We start from the raw sequence: 22,470 nt of genomic DNA, 5'->3' as shown, positions 1-22,470 counted from the left end.
CAACCAACCGAGAGTGAGCCATGTCCGCCACGCTGGAAGCGCTTAGCCAGAATTTGCAGAAACATCTCGGTGATCGAGTCAAATCCCTGAAGGTGGCGCTCGGTGAAGTGACCATCGAGGTCGATGCCGCCGACTACCTGGTGGTGATGCAGACTCTTCACGACGAGCCGGAACTGTGTTTCGAAGAATTGATCGACCTCTGTGGCGTCGACTATTCGGTCTATGGCAACGTGCAGCGAGAGGGGCGGCGTTTCGCTGCGGTCAGTCAGCTCTTGTCGATCAGCAGGAACTGGCGGCTGCGCGTTCGCTGCTTTGCGCCCGATGACGATTTCCCCTCTCTGCCTTCGGTTACCTCGGTCTGGAACAGTGTCAACTGGTTTGAGCGCGAGGCTTTCGACCTGTTTGGAATTGTTTTCCCAGGGCACGAAGATTTGCGCCGCATCCTCACCGACTATGGCTTTATCGGACATCCGTTCCGCAAGGATTTCCCGATTTCAGGCTATGTCGAAATGCGCTACGACCCGGAGCAGCAGCGGGTCATCTATCAGCCGGTGACCATCGAGCCGCGCGAGATCACGCCGCGGATCGTTCGCGAAGCGACCTACGGGAACGTCGACAATGCCTGAACTGCGCAACTTTACCCTGAATTTCGGGCCGCAGCATCCGGCGGCGCACGGTGTTCTGCGGATGGTGCTTGAGTTGGACGGTGAAGTGGTGATGCGTGCCGATCCGCATATTGGCTTGCTCCACCGCGCTACCGAAAAGCTTGCCGAGAACAAGACCTGGATCCAGTCGGTGCCCTACATGGATCGCCTCGACTACATGTCGATGATGTGTAACGAGCATGCCTACTGCATGGCGATCGAAAGGCTGTTGAATGTCGAGGTGCCGATCCGTGCCCAATACATCCGGGTAATGTTCGACGAGATCACCCGTATCCTCAATCATCTGCTCTGGGTCGGCTGTCACGGCCTCGACGTCGGTGCAATGACCATGGTGCTTTATGCCTTCCGGGAGCGTGAAGACCTGATTGATGCCTACGAGGCGGTTTCGGGCGCACGCATGCATGCCGCCTACTATCGGCCGGGCGGTGTTTACCGCGACCTGCCTGATCGCATGGCACAGTATCAGGAGTCGAAGTGGAAGAGCGCCGCCCAGATCAAGCCCTTCAACGAGGTGCGCAGCGGCTCCCTGCTGGACTTTCTCGACGATTTCGTGAGTCGCTTTCCGAAGTTGCTCGACGAGTACGAAACGCTGCTCACGGATAACCGCATCTGGAAACAGCGTCTGGTGAATGTCGGCATCGTTTCACCGGAGCGGGCGCTGCAGCGCGGCTTTACCGGGCCGATGTTGCGTGGGTCCGGTATTGCCTGGGATCTGCGCAAGAAACAGCCCTACGAAGTCTATGACCGGATGGATTTCGACATCCCGGTAGGCGTCACCGGTGATTCCTACGATCGCTATCTGGTCCGCATGGAAGAAATGCGCCAGTCCAACCGCATCGTCAAACAGTGTATCGACTGGTTACGGCAGAACCCGGGTCCGGTGATGTCCGACAATCACAAGGTTGCGCCGCCGGATCGCGAAGCGATGAAGTCCAATATGGAAGAATTGATCCACCACTTCAAGCTCTGTACCGAAGGCATGCATGTGCCGGAGGGTGAAGTCTATTCAGCGGTCGAGCACCCCAAGGGAGAGTTCGGCATCTACGTGATTTCCGACGGTGCCAACAAGCCCTATCGCTTGAAGATCCGTCCTCCGGGTTATGTGCACCTGTCGGCAATGGATGAGATGGTGCGCGGCCATATGCTGGCCGACGTGGTGACGATCATTGGTTCCCAGGACGTTGTTTTTGGCGAGATTGACCGCTGATGTTGACTTCAGAATCCCTCAAGAGAATTGATCGCGAAATTGCCAAGTACCCGGCTGACCAGAAACAGTCAGCGGTCATGGCGGCGCTCGCCATCGCGCAGGAACAGCTGGGCTGGCTCTCCAGCGAAGCCATCGAGGCTGTTGCCAACTACCTTGGCATGCCGCCGATCGCCGCCTACGAGGTGGCGACCTTCTACAACATGTACGACCTCAAGCCGGTTGGCAAGTATAAGGTGTCGGTGTGTACCAACTTGCCATGCATGCTCACCGGCGGAGTCGATGCCGGCGAATACCTGCAGAAAAAATTGGGAATCGGCTACAACGAGACGACTCCCGACGGACTGATCACGCTCAAGGAGAGTGAGTGCATGGGTGCCTGTGGCGACGCGCCGGTGATGATCGTCAATAACCGTCGCATGTGCAGCTGGATGAATCCCGAGCAAATCGACAAACTGCTGGCGGAGCTCAAGTAATGGCGATTCTCGGTGCACTCAACCCAATGCTCAGCGTCGGTCTGGACGGCGACAAGGCCTGGCGCCTGGCGGATTACGTCAAGCGTGGCGGTTATTCGGCGCTACGGCGAGTTCTCGAAGAAAAGATGCCCCAGGGCGAGGTCATCAACGAGGTCAAGAAGTCGGTTCTGCGGGGTCGCGGCGGCGCCGGATTTCCGACCGGCCTCAAATGGAGTTTCATGCCACGTTCCTTTCCCGGGGATAAGTACGTGGTATGCAATTCCGATGAAGGCGAACCCGGTACTTTCAAGGATCGCGACATCCTGCGCTACAACCCGCATTCGGTAATCGAGGGGATGGTCATTGCCGGCTACGCGATGGGCGCCGCACGGGGTTACAACTACATCCATGGCGAAGTCTGGGAACTCTACGAGCGCTTCGAGGAAGCCCTCGATGAAGCTCGAGCCGCTGGCTTTCTCGGCTCCGACCTACTGGGCTCGGGTTTCAATTTTGAACTCTTCGCGCATCACGGTTACGGTGCCTATATCTGCGGCGAAGAAACTGCGCTGCTCGAATCGATCGAAGGCAAGAAGGGGCAGCCGCGCTTCAAGCCGCCTTTCCCTGCCTCATTCGGCCTTTATGGTAAACCGACCACGATCAACAATACCGAAACCTTTGCCTCGATCCCTTACATCATGAATCTTGGCGGCGAGGCCTATCTCGAAGCCGGTAAGCCGAATAACGGCGGGACCAAGCTATTCTCGGTTTCGGGTCACGTAAACCGGCCAGGGAACTACGAAATTCCCCTTGGGACACCGTTCGCCACGCTGCTCGAAATGGCTGGCGGCATGCGTGGTGGTCGGAAATTGAAGGCCTGTATTCCGGGTGGTTCCTCGGCGCCGGTCGTTCCCGCGGCGATGATGATGAATGCCACCATGGACTACGATGGTATCAGCAAGGCGGGCTCGATGCTGGGCTCGGGCGCGGTCATCGTCATGGACGAGACGACCTGCATGGTGAAGGCGCTCGAGCGGCTCTCGTTCTTCTACTACGAGGAATCCTGTGGCCAGTGCACGCCATGCCGTGAAGGAACCAGCTGGCTTTACAAGGTGGTGCATCGAATAGAGAGCGGCAAGGGTCGTCCCGATGATCTCGAACTGCTCGAGAGTGTGACCACCAACATCATGGGCCGCACCATTTGCGCGCTTGGCGATGCCGCATCGATGCCGGTACAGAGCTTTATCAAACATTATCGCGACGAGTTCTCGTACCACATCGAACACAAGAAGTGCCTCGTGCCCGTTGATGTGCAGCGTGCCGGCAGTGGCTTCTTTATGGCAACGGTTTAGGGTACGAGACGATGGAAATCGAAATCGACGGCAAGATGGCACAGGTGCCTGATGGCAGTACCATCATGGATGCTGCACAGCAGTTGGGGGCCTATATCCCGCATTTCTGCTATCACAAGAAGCTCTCGATCGCTGCCAATTGCCGGATGTGTCTGGTGCAGGTAGAGAAGGCGCCGAAGCCCCTGCCTGCCTGCGCGACACCGGTCACCAACGGCATGAAGGTGTTCACTCATTCCGAACTGGCGGTCAAGGCGCAGAAAGGCGTGATGGAGTTCCTGCTGATCAATCACCCGCTGGATTGCCCGATCTGCGACCAGGGTGGTGAGTGCCAACTCCAGGACCTGGCGGTCGGTTACGGCGGCGGCGCATCGCGTTTTCAGGAAGACAAACGGGTCGTTTTCCACAAGGATGTCGGTCCTCTGATCTCGATGCAGGAAATGGCACGCTGCATTCATTGCACTCGCTGCGTTCGCTTCGGGCAGGAAATTGCCGGCGTGATGGAACTCGGCATGGCCAGTCGCAACATGCACTCGGAGATCACGACTTTTGTTGGTCGCTCGGTCGATTCGGAACTTTCCGGAAACATGATCGACCTGTGCCCGGTGGGTGCTCTGACCTCCCGGCCTTTTCGCTACTCGGCACGGAGCTGGGAGTTGTCGCGGCGCCGGTCGATCAGTCCGCACGACAGCATTGGCGCCAACCTGACCGTGCAGGTCAAGAACAACGTCGTGATGCGCGTTCTGCCGCGTGACAACGAAGACGTCAATGAGTGCTGGATTTCCGACAAGGAACGCTTTTCCTACGAAGCGCTGAATTCTCCGGCCAGGCTCGGCAAGCCGATGATTCGTGTCGATGGGGCGCTGCGCGAAGTCGATTGGAATGTCGCCCTCGATTACGTTTCGCATGCCCTCAAGGATGTCGTCGGCAATAGCGGCGCAGCAGCGCTGGCAGCGCTGGCCTCGCCGCAGGCGACGCTCGAAGAACTCTACCTGCTGCAGAAGCTGACGCGTGCTCTCGGATCGGGCAGCGTCGACTTTCGTCCGCGGCGTCGTGACTTTTCGGCCGATGGCAAGCTTGGTGGCATTCCCTGGCTCGGTCTCAAGCTCTCCGAAATCAAGGATCTCGACGCAGCATTGGTGGTGGGCAGCTTCCTGCGCAAGGACCATCCTCTATTCGCTCAGCGTTTGCGTCAGTTGGCCAAGAAATGGGGCAAGGTCAGCCTGCTTTCGTCCAGTGGCGACGATTCGCTGATCAATTTGCACGCGCAGCTGACCGTTTCTCCCGCTGAACTGCCGCTGGCAATGGCTATGATTGTCAAGGCGGCGGCACAATTGAAAGGCGAGCTGGTGCCAGCCGGACTCGAGTCGGTCGACCCTGGTGCGACCAGCCAGGCGATCGCCAGGAGCCTGCTCGAAGGCGAGAAGCGGGCGGTTTTCCTTGGCAATGCAGCCGAGCAACATCCACAGGCAGCGCAACTGCACGCCCTGGCCGTCGAACTCGCACGGCTGACAGGTGCCACCTGTGGCTTCATCGGAGAGGCCGCCAATAGCGTTGGTGGGTATGTCGCGAAGGCTTTGCCGACAGCGCTCAACGCTTACGAAATGTTCGCTCAACCCCGCAAGGCCTATATCCTGCTCGGCCTTGAACCAGAACTCGATTGTCACGACCCGCAACAGGCCATGGCCGCACTCAAGGACGCCGCACTGGTCGTGATGTTGACGCCATTCAGCGACGGCGCGGCAAGGGACTACGCCGACGTCCTGCTGCCGATCACGCCCTTTACCGAGACTTCGGGGTCCTTCGTAAACACCGAAGGCCGTATCCAGAGTTTCACCGGTGTCGTTCGCCCCCTGGGCGATGCGCGCCCCGGCTGGAAAGTGCTGCGCGTACTGGGCAATCTGCTGGCACTACCCGGTTTCGACCAGAATTCGAGTGAGCATGTGCGAGACGAAATGGTTCCCGCAGGAGCCGCATTCGTTGCCGGCCTGGACAACGGCGTCAGCGGCGTTTCCCTGTCACTGACGGAGACGACTGGCGAGTTGCAGCGCATTGCCGATGTGCCGATCTATTTTGCCGACCCGATTGCTCGTCGCGCTCCGTCACTCCAGAAGACGCGTGATGCGGTGGCTCCGACGGCGCGCATGAATGCGGCAACGCTGGCGAGGCTGGTCGTCACCGACGGGGCTCCGGTACGTATCAGCCAGGGGAGCTGCGAGGCTGTTCTCACCGCCAGGGCCGACGAAACGGTACCTGCGGGCTGTGTTCGCATCTCTGCAGCGCATGTGACGACGGCAGCGCTGGGTGAAATGTTCGGTGCGATCAACGTGGAGCGTGCATGATGATCGATGCGCTGCAGGGATTGTTGCAAGGGATTTTCGGGTCGGTATTTCCGCTGATCTGGGTTCTGCTCAAGATCGTTCTGATCATCGCGCCATTGCTGCTCTGCGTTGCCTATCTGACTTTCTGGGAACGCAAGGTCATCGGCTGGATGCAGGTGCGTATCGGCCCGAACCGTGTCGGTCCCTGGGGGCTGATTCAGCCGATCGCCGACGGCCTGAAGCTGTTGTTGAAGGAAGTGGTCATCCCGACCGGATCGGACAAGAGCGTCTTTCTGCTCGCGCCGATGTTCGCCTTTGCGCCGGCGCTGGCCGCCTGGGCGGTGGTTCCGTTCAACGACACGCTGGTCCTGGCGAACGTCAACGCCAGCCTGCTCTACATCATGTCAATCACCTCGATCGGCGTCTATGGAATCATTCTTTCGGGCTGGGCTTCGAATTCGAAATATGCCTTTCTCGGGGGCATGCGCTCCGCAGCCCAGATGATTTCGTACGAAGTTGCCATGGGGCTGGCGCTGGTGGTGGTGTTGATGGTTTCGAACAGCCTCAACCTTGGCGACATTGTGAACGGCCAGGGGCGGGGCTACTTCGTTGATCGGGGGCTGGGATTCCTGTCGTGGAACTGGTTGCCGCTGCTGCCGATGTTTGTTGTTTATCTGACCTCGGTCGTCGCCGAAACCAACCGTGCGCCATTCGATCTGGCGGAAGGCGAATCCGAGATCGTTGGCTTCCACGTTGAATATTCGGGAATGGCTTTTGCGGTGTTCTTCCTTGCCGAATATGCCAACATGATCCTGGTGTCAACGCTGACCGCAATCCTGTTTCTCGGCGGCTGGCTGTCGCCGGTGGGCTTCCTGCCGGATGGGATTCTGTGGCTATTCCTGAAAATCTCGGCGGTTCTGTTCGTCTTCCTCTGGGTTCGCGCTACCTTCCCTCGCTATCGCTACGACCAGATCATGCGTCTGGGCTGGAAAGTGTTCATCCCGCTGTGCCTGATATGGCTGGTTGTGGTCGGCACCTGGATGATGTCGCCCTTGAACATCTGGAAGTGAGAGGCTAGTCATGGGTTCAATGAAGGAAATTTTCAACAGCCTCCTGCTCAAGGAACTGTTGAAGGGCTTGTCAGTGACCGGGCGCTACATGTTTGCCCGCAAGATCACCGTGCAGTACCCCGAAGAAAAGACACCACAGAGCTTCCGCTTCCGCGGCCTGCACGCGCTGCGACGCTATCCGAACGGTGAGGAGCGGTGCATTGCGTGCAAGTTGTGCGAGGCGGTTTGTCCGGCGATGGCCATTACCATCGAGTCGGAGCAGCGTGAGGATGGTTCGCGGCGGACCACCCGTTACGACATTGACCTGACGAAGTGCATTTTCTGCGGCTTTTGCGAAGAGGCCTGTCCGGTCGATGCCATCGTCGAGACACGGATCTTCGAGTACCACGGGGAGACACGGGGCGACCTCTACTACACCAAGCCGATGTTGCTGGCCAATGGTGACCGCTACGAAGCGCAGATCGCCGAAGACCGCGAACTCGACTCGAAATACCGCTGACAGGCCGACGCGATGGAATTCAAGACCTTCGTTTTTTACTTTCTCTCGGCGATTCTGGTGTTTGCCGGGCTGCGCGTGATCACTGCACGCAATCCGGTGCACGCCGCGCTCTATCTGGTGCTCGCGTTCTTTTCCGCGAGTGGCGTGTGGATGCTGTTGCAGGCCGAGTTTCTGGCAATCGCCCTGGTGCTGGTCTATGTCGGCGCAGTGATGGTGCTCTTCCTGTTTGTGGTCATGATGCTCGACATCAACCTCGACCGCCTGCGTGAAGGATTCTGGAGTTACCTGCCGCTGGGAGCGATCATTGCCTTGCTGATGGTCGCTGAAATGGCGTTGGTTCTGGGGGGCAATTACCTCGGGCTGTTCGAGAGCAACGTCGCGCAGGCAGGCGCTGATACCAGCAACGTCCAGTCCGTCGGGCGGCTGATGTTCACCGAATACATGTATCCCTTCGAACTGGCCTCGGTCATTCTGCTCGTCGGGATTGTCGCGGCGGTGGCGCTGACACAGCGCGAGAAGCGCAAGAACAAGTCGGTCGATGCATCACGGCAGGTTTTCGTGAAAGCCAGGGATCGTGTGCGCGTACTGCAGATGCCTGCCGAGAAGCGCGACTGAACAGACGGCAGCACCAAGACTGACAATAAGAGGGGTGGCGAAACCTTCCACCCCATGCAGAAGGAATCAGGGAGGCACCTTGCTTACACTGTCCCATTTTTTGATCCTGGGCGCGATCCTGTTCGCGATCAGCGTCGTCGGCATCTTCCTCAACCGCAAGAACCTGATCATCATATTGATGTCGATCGAGTTGATGCTGCTGGCAGTGAACATGAATTTCATCGCTTTTTCCCACTACTTGCAGGATCTTGCCGGACAGGTCTTCGTGTTCTTCATCCTGACCGTCGCCGCAGCCGAGTCGGCAATCGGGCTGGCGATTCTCGTGGTGCTGTTCCGCAATCTCAAGACCATCCACGTGGATGATCTGGACAGCCTGAAGGGTTGACATGGAAATGCAAAAGCTCTACCTGCTGGTTCCTCTGGCACCGTTGCTTGGTGCCATCATTGCCGGCTTGTTCTGCCGCGTGCTCCCGCGCTGGGTGGCGCACACCGTGACCACTGGCGGGGTGGCGATCGCCTGCATCGCATCGTACGTGATCTTCAAGGACGTGATGGCCGGCAATACCTACAACGGCCCGGTGTACCAGTGGCTGACGTCTGGCGACTATCGTTTCGAAGTAGGATTCCTGATCGATCAACTGACGGTCACCATGATGCTGGTCGTCACCTTCGTTTCGCTGATGGTGCATATCTACACCATCGGCTACATGCAGGACGATCCTGGCTACAATCGTTTCTTCAGCTACATTGCCCTATTTACGTTCTCGATGTTGATGCTCGTGATGAGCAACAACTTCATGCAACTCTTCTTTGGCTGGGAGGCCGTCGGTCTGGTTTCCTATCTGCTGATCGGTTTCTGGTATACCCGGCCGACGGCGATCTTCGCCAACCTGAAAGCGTTCCTGGTCAACCGTGTCGGTGACTTCGGCTTCATCCTGGGCATTGGTCTGGTGCTTGCCCACTTTGGTACGCTCGATTACGCTGCCGTTTTTGCCAAGGCGCCGGAAGTGGCCTCCCATACCAGCATCGTATTGTTTGGCGAAGGCGAGGGTGTCGCGTTGATGACGGCGATCTGCATCCTGTTGTTCATTGGTGCGATGGGCAAATCGGCGCAGGTTCCACTGCATGTCTGGCTGCCCGACTCGATGGAGGGCCCGACACCGATCTCCGCGCTGATCCATGCCGCGACGATGGTGACTGCGGGCATCTTCATGGTTGCGCGCATGTCGCCACTGTTCGAGCTTTCCGATACGGCACTCTCCTTTGTCATCGTCATCGGTTCGGTCACGGCACTGTTCATGGGCTTCCTCGGCATCATCCAGAATGACATCAAACGCGTCGTCGCCTATTCGACGCTGTCCCAGCTCGGCTACATGACCGTCGCCCTTGGCGCCTCGGCCTATTCGGTGGCGATCTTCCACCTGATGACGCACGCCTTCTTCAAGGCACTGTTGTTCCTCGCTGCTGGTTCGGTGATCATCGGCATGCACCACGATCAGGACATCCGCAATATGGGTGGCCTGCGCAAGTATATGCCGATCACCTGGATTACCTCTTTGATCGGCTCTCTGGCGCTGATCGGAACGCCCTTTTTTGCCGGTTTCTACTCCAAGGACTCGATCATCGAAGCGGTTGCCCTGGCACACATCCCCGGCGCCGGTTTTGCCCATTTTTGCGTCCTGGCCGGGGTTTTCGTCACCGCTTTCTACTCTTTCCGCATGTATTTCCTGGTCTTTCATGGCCAGGAGCGCTTTGGCAAGGCAGCACATGAGGATCATGCCACGCACGGCAAAGCAGCTCATCATGCGGCCCACGACGATCATTTGGCAGATGCCGATCACGCCCATCCGGCGGATGACGCGCATGCCGAACACCATGGCCTTGCCCCGGGTCAGAAGCCGCACGAGACACCCTGGGTGGTGACCTTGCCCCTGATCCTGCTGGCGATCCCATCGGTGGTCATCGGCTACATCGCGATCGAGCCGATGCTTTTTGGCGACTACTTCAAGAGCGCAATTTTTGTCGATGTCGAGGCGCATCCGGTCGTAGAGGAGCTTGCGCATCACTTCCACGGCGCTTTCGCCATGGCGACACACGCGGTCACCACGCTGGTTTTCTGGCTGGCTTTCCTCGGCGTGGCGCTGGCCTGGTTTCTGTACATGAAGCGCCCGGACATTCCGGAAACCATCAAGGACCGTTGTGGATTTCTGTACACCCTGCTTGACAACAAGTATTACTTTGACAAGTTCAACGACGTGATCTTTGCCGGTGGCGCACGCCTTCTCGGCCGAGGCCTCTGGAAGGGTGGCGACGCTGGCCTGATCGACGGCATCATCGTCAATGGTTCTGTACGCCTCGTAGGCTGGTTTGCGACCCTGCTACGTCTGTTCCAGACGGGTCACATTTACCACTACGCTTTTACGATGATTATCGGCGTGTTCATCTTGATGACCCTGTGGGTCACGCGCGCCTGAGCTAGAGAAAGACTGGGAACGATATGTCAGGCACGCCGCTTCTCTCTCTTGCCATCTGGATTCCGATCCTCGCCGGTTTGATTGTCCTGGCGACGGGCTCCGATCGCAATGCACCGCTGGCCCGGATGCTGTCGCTAATGGGTGCTCTCGCAGGCCTGTTGGTGACGATTCCGCTGTATACCGGTTTTGACATGCACACGCCGGCGATGCAGTTCGTCGAACTCAAGACCTGGATTCCGCGTTTCAATGTGAACTACCATCTTGGTGTTGACGGGATCTCGATGCTTTTTGTCATCCTCAACAGCTTCATCACGGTGACTGTCGTCCTCGCCGGCTGGCAGGTCATCGACAACAAGGTGGCGCAGTACAACGCGGGTTTCCTGATCATGTCCGGTTTATTGAACGGCATCTTTTCGGCACTCGATGGCCTGCTGTTCTACGTGTTCTTCGAAGCCTCGCTGATCCCTCTGTACCTGATCATCGGCATCTGGGGTGGCCCGAAACGGGTGTACGCGGCATTCAAGTTCTTCCTCTTTACCCTCTTCGGTTCGCTGCTCTTCCTGATCGCGCTGCTGTACCTGTTCATCGCATCCGGCGGCAGTTTCTCGATTCTCGACTGGCACCAGTTGCCGATCGGCATGACCGCGCAGACCTGGCTGTTCCTGGCCTTCCTGGTGGCGTTTGCGGTCAAGGTACCGATGTGGCCGGTGCACACGTGGTTGCCCGACGCGCACGTCGAGGCGCCGACGGGTGGATCGATCGTGCTGGCGGCGATCGCCCTGAAACTCGGCGCGTATGGTTTTCTCCGTTTCTCGCTGCCGATCACCCCGGATGCTTCACATGCTCTCGGCGGACTGGTCATTGCGCTATCGTTGATCGCCATCATCTACATCGGCTTCGTTGCTCTTGCTCAGGAGGACATGAAGAAACTCGTCGCGTATTCCTCGATCGCACACATGGGTTTCGTGACCCTTGGTTTCTTCATCTTCAGCGCCCTGGGTATCGAAGGCGCACTGGTGCAGATGATCTCGCACGGTTTTGTGTCGGGTGCGATGTTCTTCTCGATCGGTGTCATGTACGATCGGGCGCATTCGCGACAGATCGCGGATTACGGCGGTGTGGTCAACAAGATGCCCAAGTTTGCCGCATTCTTCATGCTTTTTGCGATGGCCAACGCCGGTCTGCCGGCCACCTCGGGCTTTGTTGGCGAGTTCATGGTCATCCTCGCTGCCGTCGATCACCATTTCTGGGTGGCTTTCGCCGCTGCCTCGACGATGATTGTCGGCGCCGCCTATACGCTGTGGATGTACAAGCGCGTGGTGTTTGGTGCCGTGGCCAATCACCACGTCGCCGAACTCACCGACATCAATGCACGCGAGTTTTTCATCTTCGTCCTCTTCGCCATTGGCGCGCTGGGCATGGGTCTCTATCCCCAACCCTTTACTGAAGTCATGCACAGCTCGGTCAATGAGCTGCTGCGTCACGTCGCCCTCAGCAAGATCCAATAATTGGTAGCCGCTATGACTCTTGCCGAAATGCAGTTCCTGACGCCGGACCTTCGCATTGCAACTGCGGAGATCTTCATCTTGCTGATGGCTTGCCTGATCCTCCTGTTCGATCTTCTGGCCAAGGACAGGAAGCGCACGGCGACTTTCGTCGCCACCCAGTTGACCCTGATCGGTGCGGCGGTGATCACCTTTTCGACGAGTTCGGGTGAAATCAGCTACACCTTCAGCAATATGTACGTCGGTGATCTGATGGCCGACCTGTTGAAGCTGTTGCTGTATCTGACGGTGATGGTGGTGCTGTTCTATTCCCGAGGCTATATCCTCGAGCGCGAGCAGATGGCCAAGGGCGAGTATTACGCCCTGGCGCTTTTTGCCACGCTGGGCATGATGGTGATGATTTCGGCAAACCATTTTGTCACCGTCTATATCGGTCTGGAATTGCTGTCGCTCTCCCTGTACGCGATGGTGGCCATGAATCGTGACTCGATTCCGGCCACCGAGGCGGCGATGAAGTATTTTGTCCTGGGCGCGCTGGCTTCCGGTCTCCTCCTGTACGGCATGTCGATGATCTACGGCGCGACCGGTACCCTGGAAATCACGGCCGTCGCCGAGCGCCTGTACAGCGGACAGGCAGACGGGACGATCCTGGTATTCGGTGTGGTCTTCCTGGTCTCTGGCATTGCCTTCAAGCTGGGCGTGGTGCCCTTTCACATGTGGATTCCGGACGTGTATCATGGCGCACCGACAGCGGTCACCTTGTTCATTGCCACCGCACCAAAACTGGCGGCATTTGCGATGGTCATTCGCCTGCTGGTCAACGGGCTGATCGTCCTCTCCCAGGACTGGCAGACGATGCTGATTCTGCTTTCGGTGCTGTCAATGGGCATAGGCAACATTGCCGCCATCGCGCAGACCAACCTGAAGCGGATGCTGGCCTATTCGGCAATCTCACACATGGGTTTCATGCTGCTCGGGATGGTCACCGGCGTGGTTGGCGGCGACGCGCGTTTTGCACTCAATGCCTACAGTTCGTCGATGTTTTATGTCATCACCTATGTGCTGACCAGTGCCGGGACCTTCGGCATGATCCTGTTGTTGGCGCGTGCCGGTTTCGAATCGGATGAGATCGACGACTTCAAGGGTCTCAACAAGCGTAGCCCATGGTTTGCAGCAATGATGATGATGATGATGTTCTCGATGGCGGGCGTACCGTTCTTCGTCGGCTTTTTTGCCAAGTTCTCGGTGCTGCAGGCGGTGGTTGCTGCGGGCTACCTGTGGCTGGCCATCGTTGCGATCTTCTTCTCGCTGATTGGTTGTTTCTACTACCTGCGCGTCGTCAAAATCATGTACTTTGATCAGCCGACCAACCCCACCCCGATCGCAGCGCCACTCGACGTGAAGGTGCTGATGTCGGCCAATGGCCTGGCGGTTGCCCTGCTCGGGATCTTTCCGCAGGCGCTGATGTCGCTTTGCGCTTTTGCCCTGTTGCGCTCGCTCTAACGGTATCATACTGCCTCGTTGACCGGAACGCCCCGCCAGCCGGGGCGTTTTCATTACCATGAAAGTCGCGTCCGCGACTCAAGAACCTCCCCTTGTCCGGATGCGGGAGAGGAGCCGGGGGTGAGGGAAACGGTCATGACTTCTCTCCATCGAAGTGGTTCCATGAGTCATGACCGTTGGCATTTACGGAAGGAAAGCAATGGAAGAAGAATATCCACACCTCTACGAGGAGCCACTCGAGAGCACACAGATCTTCCACGGCAAGTTGCTCGATCTGCGTCGTGACCGGGTTTTACTGCCGGACGGCAGGGAGTGTTTGCGGGAATACGTGCGACACCAGGGGGCAGTGGCGATCATCGCCGAACTCGATGATGGCGAACTCCTCTTCGTACGCCAGTATCGCTATCCCCTCAGCCGTTCTTTCCTTGAACTGCCGGCTGGCAAAATTGATCCTGGCGAAGACATTCTCACTACCGCTAGTCGTGAGTTGCTCGAAGAGACCGGCTATCGCGCGGCAAAATGGCGCTACCTCGGTGTGATGCACCCCTGCGTCGGCTATTCGGATGAGCGAATCGAGATTTTTCTTGCCCGCGGTCTGCAGCGTGAAGCGGACCAGACCCTCGATAGTGGCGAGTTCATGGATCTACTCAGCCTGCCGCTGGATGAAGCGCTGGCAGCGGTGCGCAGCGGCGCCATCACTGACGCCAAGACCATCACCGGGCTGTTTTGGGCGGAAAAGGCACTCGTAGGCGGCTGGTGATTTGTCGTTAGAGGAGATCCTTGAGAGCAGCCTGCAGTTCGGCAACCTGCACCTCCAGGCGAGTCACCCGTTCTTCGAGTTCTCTCCGCTCGCCGCTTGTCTCACGAGTTGGCTCTTCAGACGGCAGGGCGACTGCGCCGCAGAGCAGGTGTGCCCAGCGATGTTCGCGGGAACCGGCCTGCTTGGGCAGCCGGATGACCAGAGCGCCGCTGCTGCGCTCAGCCAGTTCCTCCAGGTAAGCCTCGACCGAGGAACTATCGTCGAAGCGGTACAGTCGCTCGCTGTTGGCGCGCAACTCGCTGACCGTCTGCGGGCCACGCAGCGCCAGCATCGCGAGCAGCGCCACGCTCGCTGGCGGCACGCCGTACACCTTGCCGAAATTCTGTGCATAACGCAGGACACGACCCGATGCGCCATAGGTTTCGAGCACCAGAACGCGGCCGCGCAGTTCTTCGAGAGCCGCCTGCACCTCGCTTTCCGGGGCGCTGATCACTGGCTCGCGGGCGGATTTCTGGTTGCAGCCCAGGGTCAGACGGATCTTCCCCCAGCCAGCAAGCGCAGTTATGCTGTAACTATCGGTTTTTGTTAAAAAAATAGCCGATGCCGCAAAAGCGGCGCCTGCCTACGCGGCGAGCTTGTCGGCTTTGGCCTTGAGCGGGAAGGACAGACCGATGGCGCTGAGGATTTTGGCCTGTTGATCGTCCGGGCGTGGCAGATGCGTGTGACGCTGACCGTTGCGGTCGGTGGTGTAGAGATAGGTCAATCGTCCGAGGGCCACCAGGGCGTCGTCCGGGGTGATGGCGGCGGGGTCGTCTTCGGTGCTGCCGAAGGTCTGCCGCAGAGCCGCTTCAAACCGCCGCGTGATTTTTAAGGCCAGCATCGCCACGAAGACATGCGCCTTGGTCCGCTCGGCCTTGCGCAGGAAGATCGGGCGAATTTCCAGAAAGGTGGTTTTCACGGTGCGGAAGTTGCGCTCGACTTTTTGCAGATCGCGATAACGCGCATCGACCGTCTTCGCGTCCATCAAGGTGAGCGGCACATTGGTTTCCAGCAGATAGCAGCCGTCGAGCAGAGCGTCTTGCTCTTTGGCCTCCTCGTCGATGGTACAGACAATGACGCGTTCTTTCAGCGTCAGGGTGACAAACGCGCTGAGCTTGTGGCTCTTGGTCCAGCGCTGCAAGGCGGCCAGGCCTGCTGCCGCGCTGGCGCGCTTGGAGTCCTTGACGAAGGCATTACGTTCGGCGACCTTCGCTTGCAACTGCGCCAGCTTGTCCTCCCGCCGACGCTCCTCGCGCACCCGCACAGTCTCGTTGCGGCGCACGATCAGGCGTTTATCGTTGTGCTCCACCTCGCACAGATGCGCATCGAAGAGATCCGTCTGCAGCACCCCCTCCTTGAGGAAGGTGCGTATCTGCGCGTCCGTCAACGCCGTGATATAACGGAAGCCCTGTACCGACAGCGCGGCTTTCCCCTTGGCCTTGATCATTCCCCGATCGCCGACCATCACCACCTCGGCAATGCCGAATTGTTCCTTCAGGATCGTGATCTGGCTGGCCACCGTCGTCGGGTCCGCGGTATTCCCTTCGAAGACCCGCACGGCCAGAGGCTCCCCGTCCTCCGCGGTCAACAAACCGATGACGATTTGCGGCTTGCCGCGCTTGCCGTCGCGGTTGTAACCATATTGCCCCAGCTCGTTGCATTCCCCTTCAAAGTAGCTCGAAGTGACGTCGTAAAGCACCAGCACGGGCGGTTGGCCCTGCGCCTTGACATAGGCCTGGTAAAGCTCCCGCTCGATGCGTTCCTGCTGGCTCGCCAGCCAGTCCAGCGCGGCATAGAGGTCGTCCTCATCGAACGCCTCCACCGCCAACACATCGGCCACCGTGTGCTGTTTCGCCCAGCGTACCGCCGACAACCGCGAGCCACCATGCGCGATACGCGCGAGAATCAGGAACAGGTTGAGCTTGCTTTCCGCAGCGCTGCCCAGCACCCGCGTGAGGCCCACCTGGTCGGCCAACTGCTTGAGGGCAAACAGCACCCCAAAAATCTCGCCGCTGGTCATCTCTCCCGACCAGTCGTCGAATTCGCCCTTCACCAGACGTTCCATGGCGACGATTCGTTCCGGTGCCCAGTTCGTCAGATTGGCGATGGTTCGTGTGCAGACTTTGCCTCCCTCGCGATAGGACTCGCGAAGCAGGATGGCCGGCCTGGACTTTCGGTTGGGGACGCGGGCGATGTACATGCCGACAATAATAGCCAATAGCACATTGTTTGTAAATAGCTATTATTATATTTACATGCCTACATTTTTGCCGATTTTCTGGTTTCTTGCCATGAATCAACGACTTACCTCAAGGGCTCCGGGAAGGTCCGTCAGACTGTTCAGCGTCAGCGGATAGCTGTCAGGCGTCGTCTTTTCCTTTTCGATCAGTACGCCGAGGATGCGGGCCTCGAGAAAATTCAGGAATTTCAGGGATTCGGACAATGGTCGTCTCGTTTCGGTTGATGCTTCGGTGGACTCAGGCGAACAACTGCCCATGCTCGCGCGAGGAGTGGAAGCCCACACGCGCCCATTTCTCGCTCGTCACCTCGAGATTGTAGCGAGTGCTCGCGAGATAGACCGGATTGCCATCGACATCCCTGGCCATGCGGTGAAGCTGTTCGCGCTCGAAATTGCGTCTTGTTGCGTCATCGGGAAAAGTCAGCCAGCGCGCCGTGTAAATGTCGGCCGATTCGAAAATGGCGTCGACCTTGTACTCGGTTTGAAGCCGCTGCGCGACGACCTCGAATTGCAGGTTGCCGACGGCGCCCAGCAATAGCGCGCCGCTGGCGAGGTTCTCGAAGACCTGGATCGCTCCCTCTTCACCAAGTTCCTGCAGGCCCTTCAGCAACTGCTTGCTTTTCAGTGGGTCGCGCAGCCGTGCTGCGCGGAAGAGTTCCGGCGAGAAATAGGGAATCCCCTTGAAGCTCAAGGTTTCGCCTTCGCTCAGGCAATCACCGATATGCAGGTTGCCGTGGTTGTGGATGCCAATGATGTCGCCGGCAACAGCGTCTTCCATCAGCAGCCGCTCATTGGCCATGAAAGTCAGCACATTGGCCAGCTTCATCTCGCGATCGAGGCGAATGTGTTTGACCTTCATCCCAGGTGTGTAGCGGCCGGAGCAGACGCGGAAGAAAGCGATCCGGTCGCGGTGCTTGGGGTCCATATTGGCCTGAATCTTGAAAACAAAGCCGCTGAAAGTCGCCTCTCCCGGTTTTACCAGACGCTTGCCGCCGTCGCGTTCCTGTGGCGGTGGTGCCCAGTCAAGCAGCGCCTGCAGGATTTCCTGTACCCCGAAGTTGTTGATTGCCGAACCGAAAAATATCGGTGACTGTCGCCCAGCGAGAAAACCGACCAGATCGAATGGGCTGCTGGCGCTCTGAATCAGATCGATGTCCTCGCGCAGCTTGCCCACCTCGGCCGGAAACTGTGCGTCAAGTAGCGGGTTGTCGAGACCTTCGAGTCGCTCCGATTCACTACGGCGTTCCTCGCCAGCGGCAAAGTGCAGCAGACGGTCGTTCAACAGGTGATAGACGCCGCGAAAGGTCTTGCCCATGCCGATCGGCCAGGTGATTGGTGCGCATTCGATGCCGAGCACCGCTTCGATTTCCTCGAGCAGGTCGAAGGGTTCGCGCACCTCGCGGTCGAACTTGTTGACGAAAGTGATGATCGGCGTGCTGCGCATGCGGCAGACGTTGAGCAGCTTGATGGTTTGTGCTTCGACACCCTTGGCGGCGTCGATGACCATCACCGCCGCATCGACCGCGGTCAGGACACGGTAGGTGTCTTCGGAAAAATCCTCGTGGCCAGGCGTGTCGAGCAGATTGATGGTGTGCTGCTGATACTCGAACTGCATCACCGAACTGGTCACTGAAATGCCACGCTGCTTCTCGACCTCCATCCAGTCCGAGGTGGCATGGCGAGCACTCTTGCGGCCCTTGACGGTGCCGGCGAGCTGAATGGCGCCGCCGAACAGCAGCAGCTTCTCGGTCAGTGTCGTCTTGCCCGCGTCGGGGTGTGAGATGATGGCAAAAGTGCGGCGTTTGGCGACGTCGCGCAGGATCTCGGGAGGGAACCGACTTTCATTCCGGGATTCGCTCAGGGTGGTACTCATCAGGAAGCTTTCGGCGGCAATAAAACAAAAGCCGCCGGTGGGGAAGCAAGAACGGACCCGTTGGCGGTAAAAATGTAGACTATAGCAAGACTCGGAGCCGGCTGGAACTCTCCAACTCTCCACTCCCGTCGTCAATCGAAAGAGCGGGTCAAGCCGGCAATGTGCTCGACGGCGGACTGGACATCACGTTGGCGTCCTTCATCGAATCGATTCCCGTGTGCATGCGTCAGTCTCCCTGGATCCTTGAACCTTGAACGTGTGGGCAGCCAGGGATGGTAACACGACGGCAAGACGCCAGCTTCAACGCGACTCCTTGATCATCCGGCCGAAGCCTGCCTGCACTGGCCGGGCGTTGTGCCGGTACAGGCGGGTGAAAAGCGCGAACTGCTCGGGCGAGATCTGTTGCGGCTGCTTGAGGACCAGCCAGAGCACGCCTTCGGAGCACGGTGGCGTGGTCAACGAACCCATGTAGGTATAGTAGCTACGGTCCTCAGGTAGCAACTGCGCGACGTCGATAGCCAACCCGGGCGGAGTCACGTATTCGTTCTTCTCCAGCGGCAGATTGTTCCACACCGTCTGGACCACTGGATTTTCCATGCCTTTCTCGAGCAGCACAGCGAGGACGGCGATCCTGCCGTCCACCGACTTGTGCACCAGGTGTGCCACCATGTCGAAGGATCTGCCGTTGACGCGCTCCTCGGAGGGGCGGTGAAAGTGGAACTGGATCAGATCGTAGGTCTTGCCGAGCAGGCGGATGCTGCTGCCGTCCACCTCGACCTGGATGGTGTGGCCGTTGTCGACGACGCGAAAAGCTGACTGCCGATAGCTGAATTCAATCGCTTCGAGATCGACCCGGAAACCGTCACGAATATCGATCGGGGATTGCCGCTTGCCGGTATCGCAGGTGACATATTCTGGCTTCAGCTTGCCCCAGTTTTCGGGGCCGCCCTCACCCTCGTAAGCCCAGTGGACATGCGCATGTGAGGGGGTATGGGGGGGCTCGTCGCTGGCAGCAGGCCGCGCTCTCACAATGCGCTGGTGCTCTGGCGCAGCAGTGGCCAGCACCACCGGCGCCGCGCTGACGGCGCGCATAGGCAGTCGGGTCAGAGTTGCCGGTTTGGCCTCGGGCACGGCTTTCTCGGCCGCCAGGGTTTGCAGGTTGGCGCGCCGGACTTCCTTCTGAACCAGCGCCTCGTTGGCTTTGCGCAGTTCACCGCTCGCTTCGTTGACCTTGTCGGCGGTGCGGCTGGCTGCCAGGGCGGTGTCAGGACCCGGTTTCGGTCGGCAGACTTCCCGCAGCAGCTTGTCGTCGAGCATTCCTGAACGTATCGGCATTTCGACCTGTACCTTGACGTCTTCTTCCCGCAGCAGCTCTCCTTCCTCTTTGAAATAGCTGCGCTTCAGCGTGCTGTAGCTACGCAAGGTACAGTCGTAGCGGCTGAGGGCCTGTACGATCCGGTACGACGAAGAGGTCTTGGGATCGATGATCGGCTTTTCGAGAATGATGCGCCCCAGTGCAACGGTCTTCCCGTTCTCCTCCTTTCGGATACTGCTGCGGTCGACCTCGACGCGTTTGCCCGGTTCGGCGGAAATCACTTGCCAGGCTGCCGACGCAATCGCCGGCATGATGGCCACGCAACAGGTGGCAAGAATTCTGAGGTCTGGATGCATGAAGGGACTCCCGTCGTTCGTTCTGCTCATCCTCTGGTTCACGGAATATCGTCGCGAAACTTGAGGCGGGATGATCGACTGGCGGCAGGAGTCGCTTGCGTACAAATAAAAAACCCTGGCGGGTTCCTGCTCCGCCAGGGTTTTCTGCAATACAGACTGCTTAGTGGCTGGCGCCGGAAGCGCCGAAACCCGTCTGTGCGCGCACGTACTGGTCTTCGAATGCCTCTTTCTCCAGCTTGGAGCGGGGACCGGTGTCGCTCTTGGAGAAGATGTAGGCAAAGATGAAGGCGATCGGCATCGCGAACAGTGCCGGCTGTGTGTAGGGGAACAAGGCAGCCTTGTTGCCCAGCACGTCAACCCACACCGACTTCGAGAAGAGGACGAACAGCACCGCGGAAATGACGCCGCCGTAACCGCCCCACAGCGCGCCGCGAGTCGTCAGGCCTTTCCAGTACATCGACAGGATCAGTACCGGGAAGTTGGCCGCCGCCGCGACGCCGAAGGCCAGACCGACCATGAAGGCGATGTTCATCTTCTCGAACAGGATGCCGAGAACGATGGCCAGCATGCCGAGACCGATGGTCGCGAAACGCGACACGCGAATCTCTTCCTTCTCGGTCGCCTGTCCCTTGCGGATCACGCGCGCATAGATGTCATGCGAAATGGCCGATGCCCCGGCGAGCGCCAGACCGGAAACGACCGCCAGGATGGTCGCAAAAGCCACCGCCGCCAGGAAGCCGAGCAGCATGTTGCCGCCGACGGCCTTGGCCAGGTGCATGGCGACCATGTTGCCGCCGCCGATCAGCTTGCCACCGACGGTTCCGCCCTCGAAGAACTCTGGATTCTGACCGACGATGAGGACCGCACACAGACCCATCAGGAAGATGACGTTGAAGAAGAAACCGACGAAGCCGGAAGCGTAGAGCACCGATTTCCGGGCTTCCTTGGCGTTGCCGACGGTGAAGAAGCGCATCAGGATGTGCGGCAGGCCGGCAGTGCCGAACATCAGGCCGAGACCGAGCGAGATGGCGGTAATCGGATCGGCGAGCAGGCTTCCCGGTGCCATCAGCTTGGGTCCGAGCTTGTGGACCGCTTCGGCCTTCTGCAGCAGTTCCGTCAGTGAAAAGCCGAACTGGCTGTAGGCCAGGATCAGCGTCAGCGTGCCACCGAAGAGCAGCATGCAGGCCTTGATGATCTGTACCCAGGTCGTCGCCACCATACCGCCGAGGGTGACGTAGACCATCATCAGGATGCCGACGACGAAGATCGCGATGTTGTAGTCGAGGCCGAAGAGCAGCTTGATCAACTGGCCGGCACCGACCATCTGGGCGATCAGGTAGAAGACCACCACGACCAGCGAAGAGAGCGCGGCCATGGTGCGCACCTTGCCCTGGTCGAGCCGATACGAGGTGATGTCGGCAAAGGTGAAGCGGCCCAGGTTGCGCAGCCGTTCGGCCATCAGGAAGAGGATGATCGGCCAGCCGGCGAAGAACGCCAGCATGTAGATGTAGCCGTCGTAACCCTGGGTGTAGGTCATCGCCGTGAGACCGAGCAGCGTTGCCGCCGACATATAGTCGCCGGCGATCGCCAGTCCGTTCTGGAAACCGGTGATGCCGCCACCGGCGGTATAGAAGTCGGCAGTGGACTTGGTGCGGCCGGCCGCCCAATAGGTGATCCCCATGGTCATCGCGACGAAGATCAGGAACATGATGATCGCGTGCCAGTTGGTCGCCTGTTTGGCGCCGGCTGCGTCCATCGCCGGGCCGGCAGCAGCCAGGCCAGAAAGGACGAGCAGGGCAAGTGCCGTGGTCAGTCGCTGCATCATAGCTTCTCCTTCTGGGCTTCCTTGATCATTTCGGAAGTCAGATCATCAAACTCGCCGTTGGCGCGGCGAACATACACGAAGGTCAGCAGCCAGAAAAAGATGAACAGGCAAAGCTCGACGGTATAGCCGATTGGCCACATCGATCCCTCGGCAATCTTCTGACCCAGCAGCCCCGGGTTGAAGGCGACCAGCATGAAGAATCCGTAGAAAAGGATCAGCACAATGGCCGACAGGGTCCATGCGAAGCGCCCCCGCTCGCTAACCAGTTTCTGGAATTTGGGATTGACCCGCATTCGTTCGTACATAACACTACTCATGTCTTCCTCCAATTTTGTTTTGTTGAAGCGGTTTATTCTGCAGCGCATTGACCAGGTATTGAACAGTCCTTCCCCTCGCCGCGCGGAAT

The 22,470-nt window shown here is 58.8% G+C and carries 19 protein-coding genes and 1 pseudogene; 13 read left to right on the top strand and 7 right to left on the bottom strand.

The window, feature by feature from the left end; all coding sequences use genetic code 11:
- The first annotated feature begins 20 nt into the window (after positions 1–20).
- From V5B59_RS13055 to V5B59_RS12995, 13 genes are all read left to right on the top strand, one after another.
- Positions 21–626, top strand: coding sequence for an NADH-quinone oxidoreductase subunit C (locus V5B59_RS13055; protein ID WP_169070159.1), 606 nt, complete (start codon positions 21–23; stop codon positions 624–626).
- On the top strand, positions 619–1,872 hold the full coding sequence (locus V5B59_RS13050) for an NADH-quinone oxidoreductase subunit D (RefSeq protein WP_034914535.1): 1,254 nt from the start codon (positions 619–621) through the stop codon (positions 1,870–1,872). Before V5B59_RS13055 ends, V5B59_RS13050 begins: the two co-directional genes overlap by 8 nt.
- Positions 1,872–2,345, top strand: a complete 474-nt coding sequence (gene nuoE, locus V5B59_RS13045; RefSeq protein WP_169070158.1) for an NADH-quinone oxidoreductase subunit NuoE — start codon at positions 1,872–1,874, stop codon at positions 2,343–2,345. The genes V5B59_RS13050 and nuoE overlap by 1 nt, the downstream gene beginning before the upstream one ends.
- Positions 2,346–2,371: 26 nt before the next feature.
- Positions 2,372–3,673 carry an NADH-quinone oxidoreductase subunit NuoF gene (nuoF, locus tag V5B59_RS13040; protein WP_169070176.1) on the top strand — a complete coding sequence of 434 codons (1,302 nt, stop codon included), beginning with the start codon at positions 2,372–2,374 and terminating at the stop codon, positions 3,671–3,673.
- Between the two features lie 11 nt (positions 3,674–3,684).
- Positions 3,685–6,012 (top strand): NADH-quinone oxidoreductase subunit NuoG, encoded by a 2,328-nt coding sequence (gene nuoG / locus V5B59_RS13035; RefSeq protein ID WP_169070157.1) that lies wholly within the window; start codon positions 3,685–3,687, stop codon positions 6,010–6,012.
- Positions 6,012–7,061, top strand: a complete 1,050-nt coding sequence (gene nuoH, locus V5B59_RS13030; RefSeq protein ID WP_169070175.1) for an NADH-quinone oxidoreductase subunit NuoH — start codon at positions 6,012–6,014, stop codon at positions 7,059–7,061. Before nuoG ends, nuoH begins: the two co-directional genes overlap by 1 nt.
- Positions 7,062–7,071: 10 nt before the next feature.
- Positions 7,072–7,560: an NADH-quinone oxidoreductase subunit NuoI gene (gene nuoI, locus V5B59_RS13025; RefSeq protein ID WP_034910218.1), complete on the top strand. Its 489-nt coding sequence runs from the start codon at positions 7,072–7,074 to the stop codon at positions 7,558–7,560.
- 12 nt (positions 7,561–7,572) lie between these two features.
- On the top strand, positions 7,573–8,175 hold the full coding sequence (locus V5B59_RS13020) for an NADH-quinone oxidoreductase subunit J (RefSeq protein WP_034910216.1): 603 nt from the start codon (positions 7,573–7,575) through the stop codon (positions 8,173–8,175).
- 79 nt (positions 8,176–8,254) lie between these two features.
- Positions 8,255–8,560, top strand: coding sequence for an NADH-quinone oxidoreductase subunit NuoK (nuoK, locus tag V5B59_RS13015; RefSeq protein WP_015768187.1), 306 nt, complete (start codon positions 8,255–8,257; stop codon positions 8,558–8,560).
- Between the two features lies 1 nt (position 8,561).
- Positions 8,562–10,649, top strand: coding sequence for an NADH-quinone oxidoreductase subunit L (gene nuoL / locus V5B59_RS13010; RefSeq protein ID WP_169070156.1), 2,088 nt, complete (start codon positions 8,562–8,564; stop codon positions 10,647–10,649).
- Positions 10,650–10,672: 23 nt separating this feature from the next.
- Positions 10,673–12,157, top strand: a complete 1,485-nt coding sequence (locus V5B59_RS13005; protein ID WP_169070155.1) for an NADH-quinone oxidoreductase subunit M — start codon at positions 10,673–10,675, stop codon at positions 12,155–12,157.
- A gap of 27 nt (positions 12,158–12,184) precedes the next feature.
- On the top strand, positions 12,185–13,657 hold the full coding sequence (gene nuoN, locus V5B59_RS13000; protein ID WP_034918150.1) for an NADH-quinone oxidoreductase subunit NuoN: 1,473 nt from the start codon (positions 12,185–12,187) through the stop codon (positions 13,655–13,657).
- A gap of 199 nt (positions 13,658–13,856) precedes the next feature.
- Positions 13,857–14,417, top strand: coding sequence for an NUDIX domain-containing protein (locus tag V5B59_RS12995; RefSeq protein ID WP_169070154.1), 561 nt, complete (start codon positions 13,857–13,859; stop codon positions 14,415–14,417).
- A 7-nt stretch (positions 14,418–14,424) separates the two neighbouring features.
- On the opposite strand, the gene V5B59_RS12990 is transcribed toward V5B59_RS12995, so the two are convergent.
- The 7 genes and pseudogenes from V5B59_RS12990 to V5B59_RS12960 form a co-directional block, all read right to left on the bottom strand.
- Complete coding sequence (locus V5B59_RS12990) at positions 14,425–14,982, bottom strand: YceH family protein (protein ID WP_372703592.1); 558 nt, start codon at positions 14,980–14,982, stop codon at positions 14,425–14,427.
- Between the two features lie 57 nt (positions 14,983–15,039).
- A complete protein-coding gene (locus tag V5B59_RS12985; protein WP_332351692.1) occupies positions 15,040–16,656 on the bottom strand; it encodes an IS1634 family transposase in 1,617 nt (538 codons plus the stop codon).
- Positions 16,657–16,785: 129 nt separating this feature from the next.
- Positions 16,786–16,953 (bottom strand): annotated as a pseudogene (locus tag V5B59_RS12980) (DUF480 domain-containing protein); the annotation flags it as partial.
- The gene (locus V5B59_RS12975) at positions 16,934–18,568 is read right to left on the bottom strand and encodes a peptide chain release factor 3 (RefSeq protein ID WP_169072106.1); all 1,635 of its coding nucleotides are present in this window, start codon (positions 18,566–18,568) and stop codon (positions 16,934–16,936) included. The gene V5B59_RS12975 and the pseudogene V5B59_RS12980, both read right to left, overlap by 20 nt.
- Positions 18,569–18,868: 300 nt before the next feature.
- Positions 18,869–20,239 (bottom strand): carbonic anhydrase, encoded by a 1,371-nt coding sequence (locus V5B59_RS12970; RefSeq protein ID WP_248595106.1) that lies wholly within the window; start codon positions 20,237–20,239, stop codon positions 18,869–18,871.
- 160 nt (positions 20,240–20,399) lie between these two features.
- Positions 20,400–22,064, bottom strand: coding sequence for a cation acetate symporter (locus tag V5B59_RS12965; protein ID WP_332351953.1), 1,665 nt, complete (start codon positions 22,062–22,064; stop codon positions 20,400–20,402).
- Complete coding sequence (locus tag V5B59_RS12960; RefSeq protein WP_211203543.1) at positions 22,061–22,381, bottom strand: DUF485 domain-containing protein; 321 nt, start codon at positions 22,379–22,381, stop codon at positions 22,061–22,063. The genes V5B59_RS12965 and V5B59_RS12960 overlap by 4 nt, the downstream gene beginning before the upstream one ends.
- Between the last annotated feature and the right edge of the window lie 89 nt (positions 22,382–22,470).

Source organism: Candidatus Accumulibacter contiguus (genome assembly GCF_036625285.1).
Lineage (GTDB): Bacteria > Pseudomonadota > Gammaproteobacteria > Burkholderiales > Rhodocyclaceae > Accumulibacter > Accumulibacter contiguus.
The sequence above is the reverse complement of the archived record's forward strand: the minus strand, read 5'-3'. Positions and strand labels throughout refer to the sequence as shown.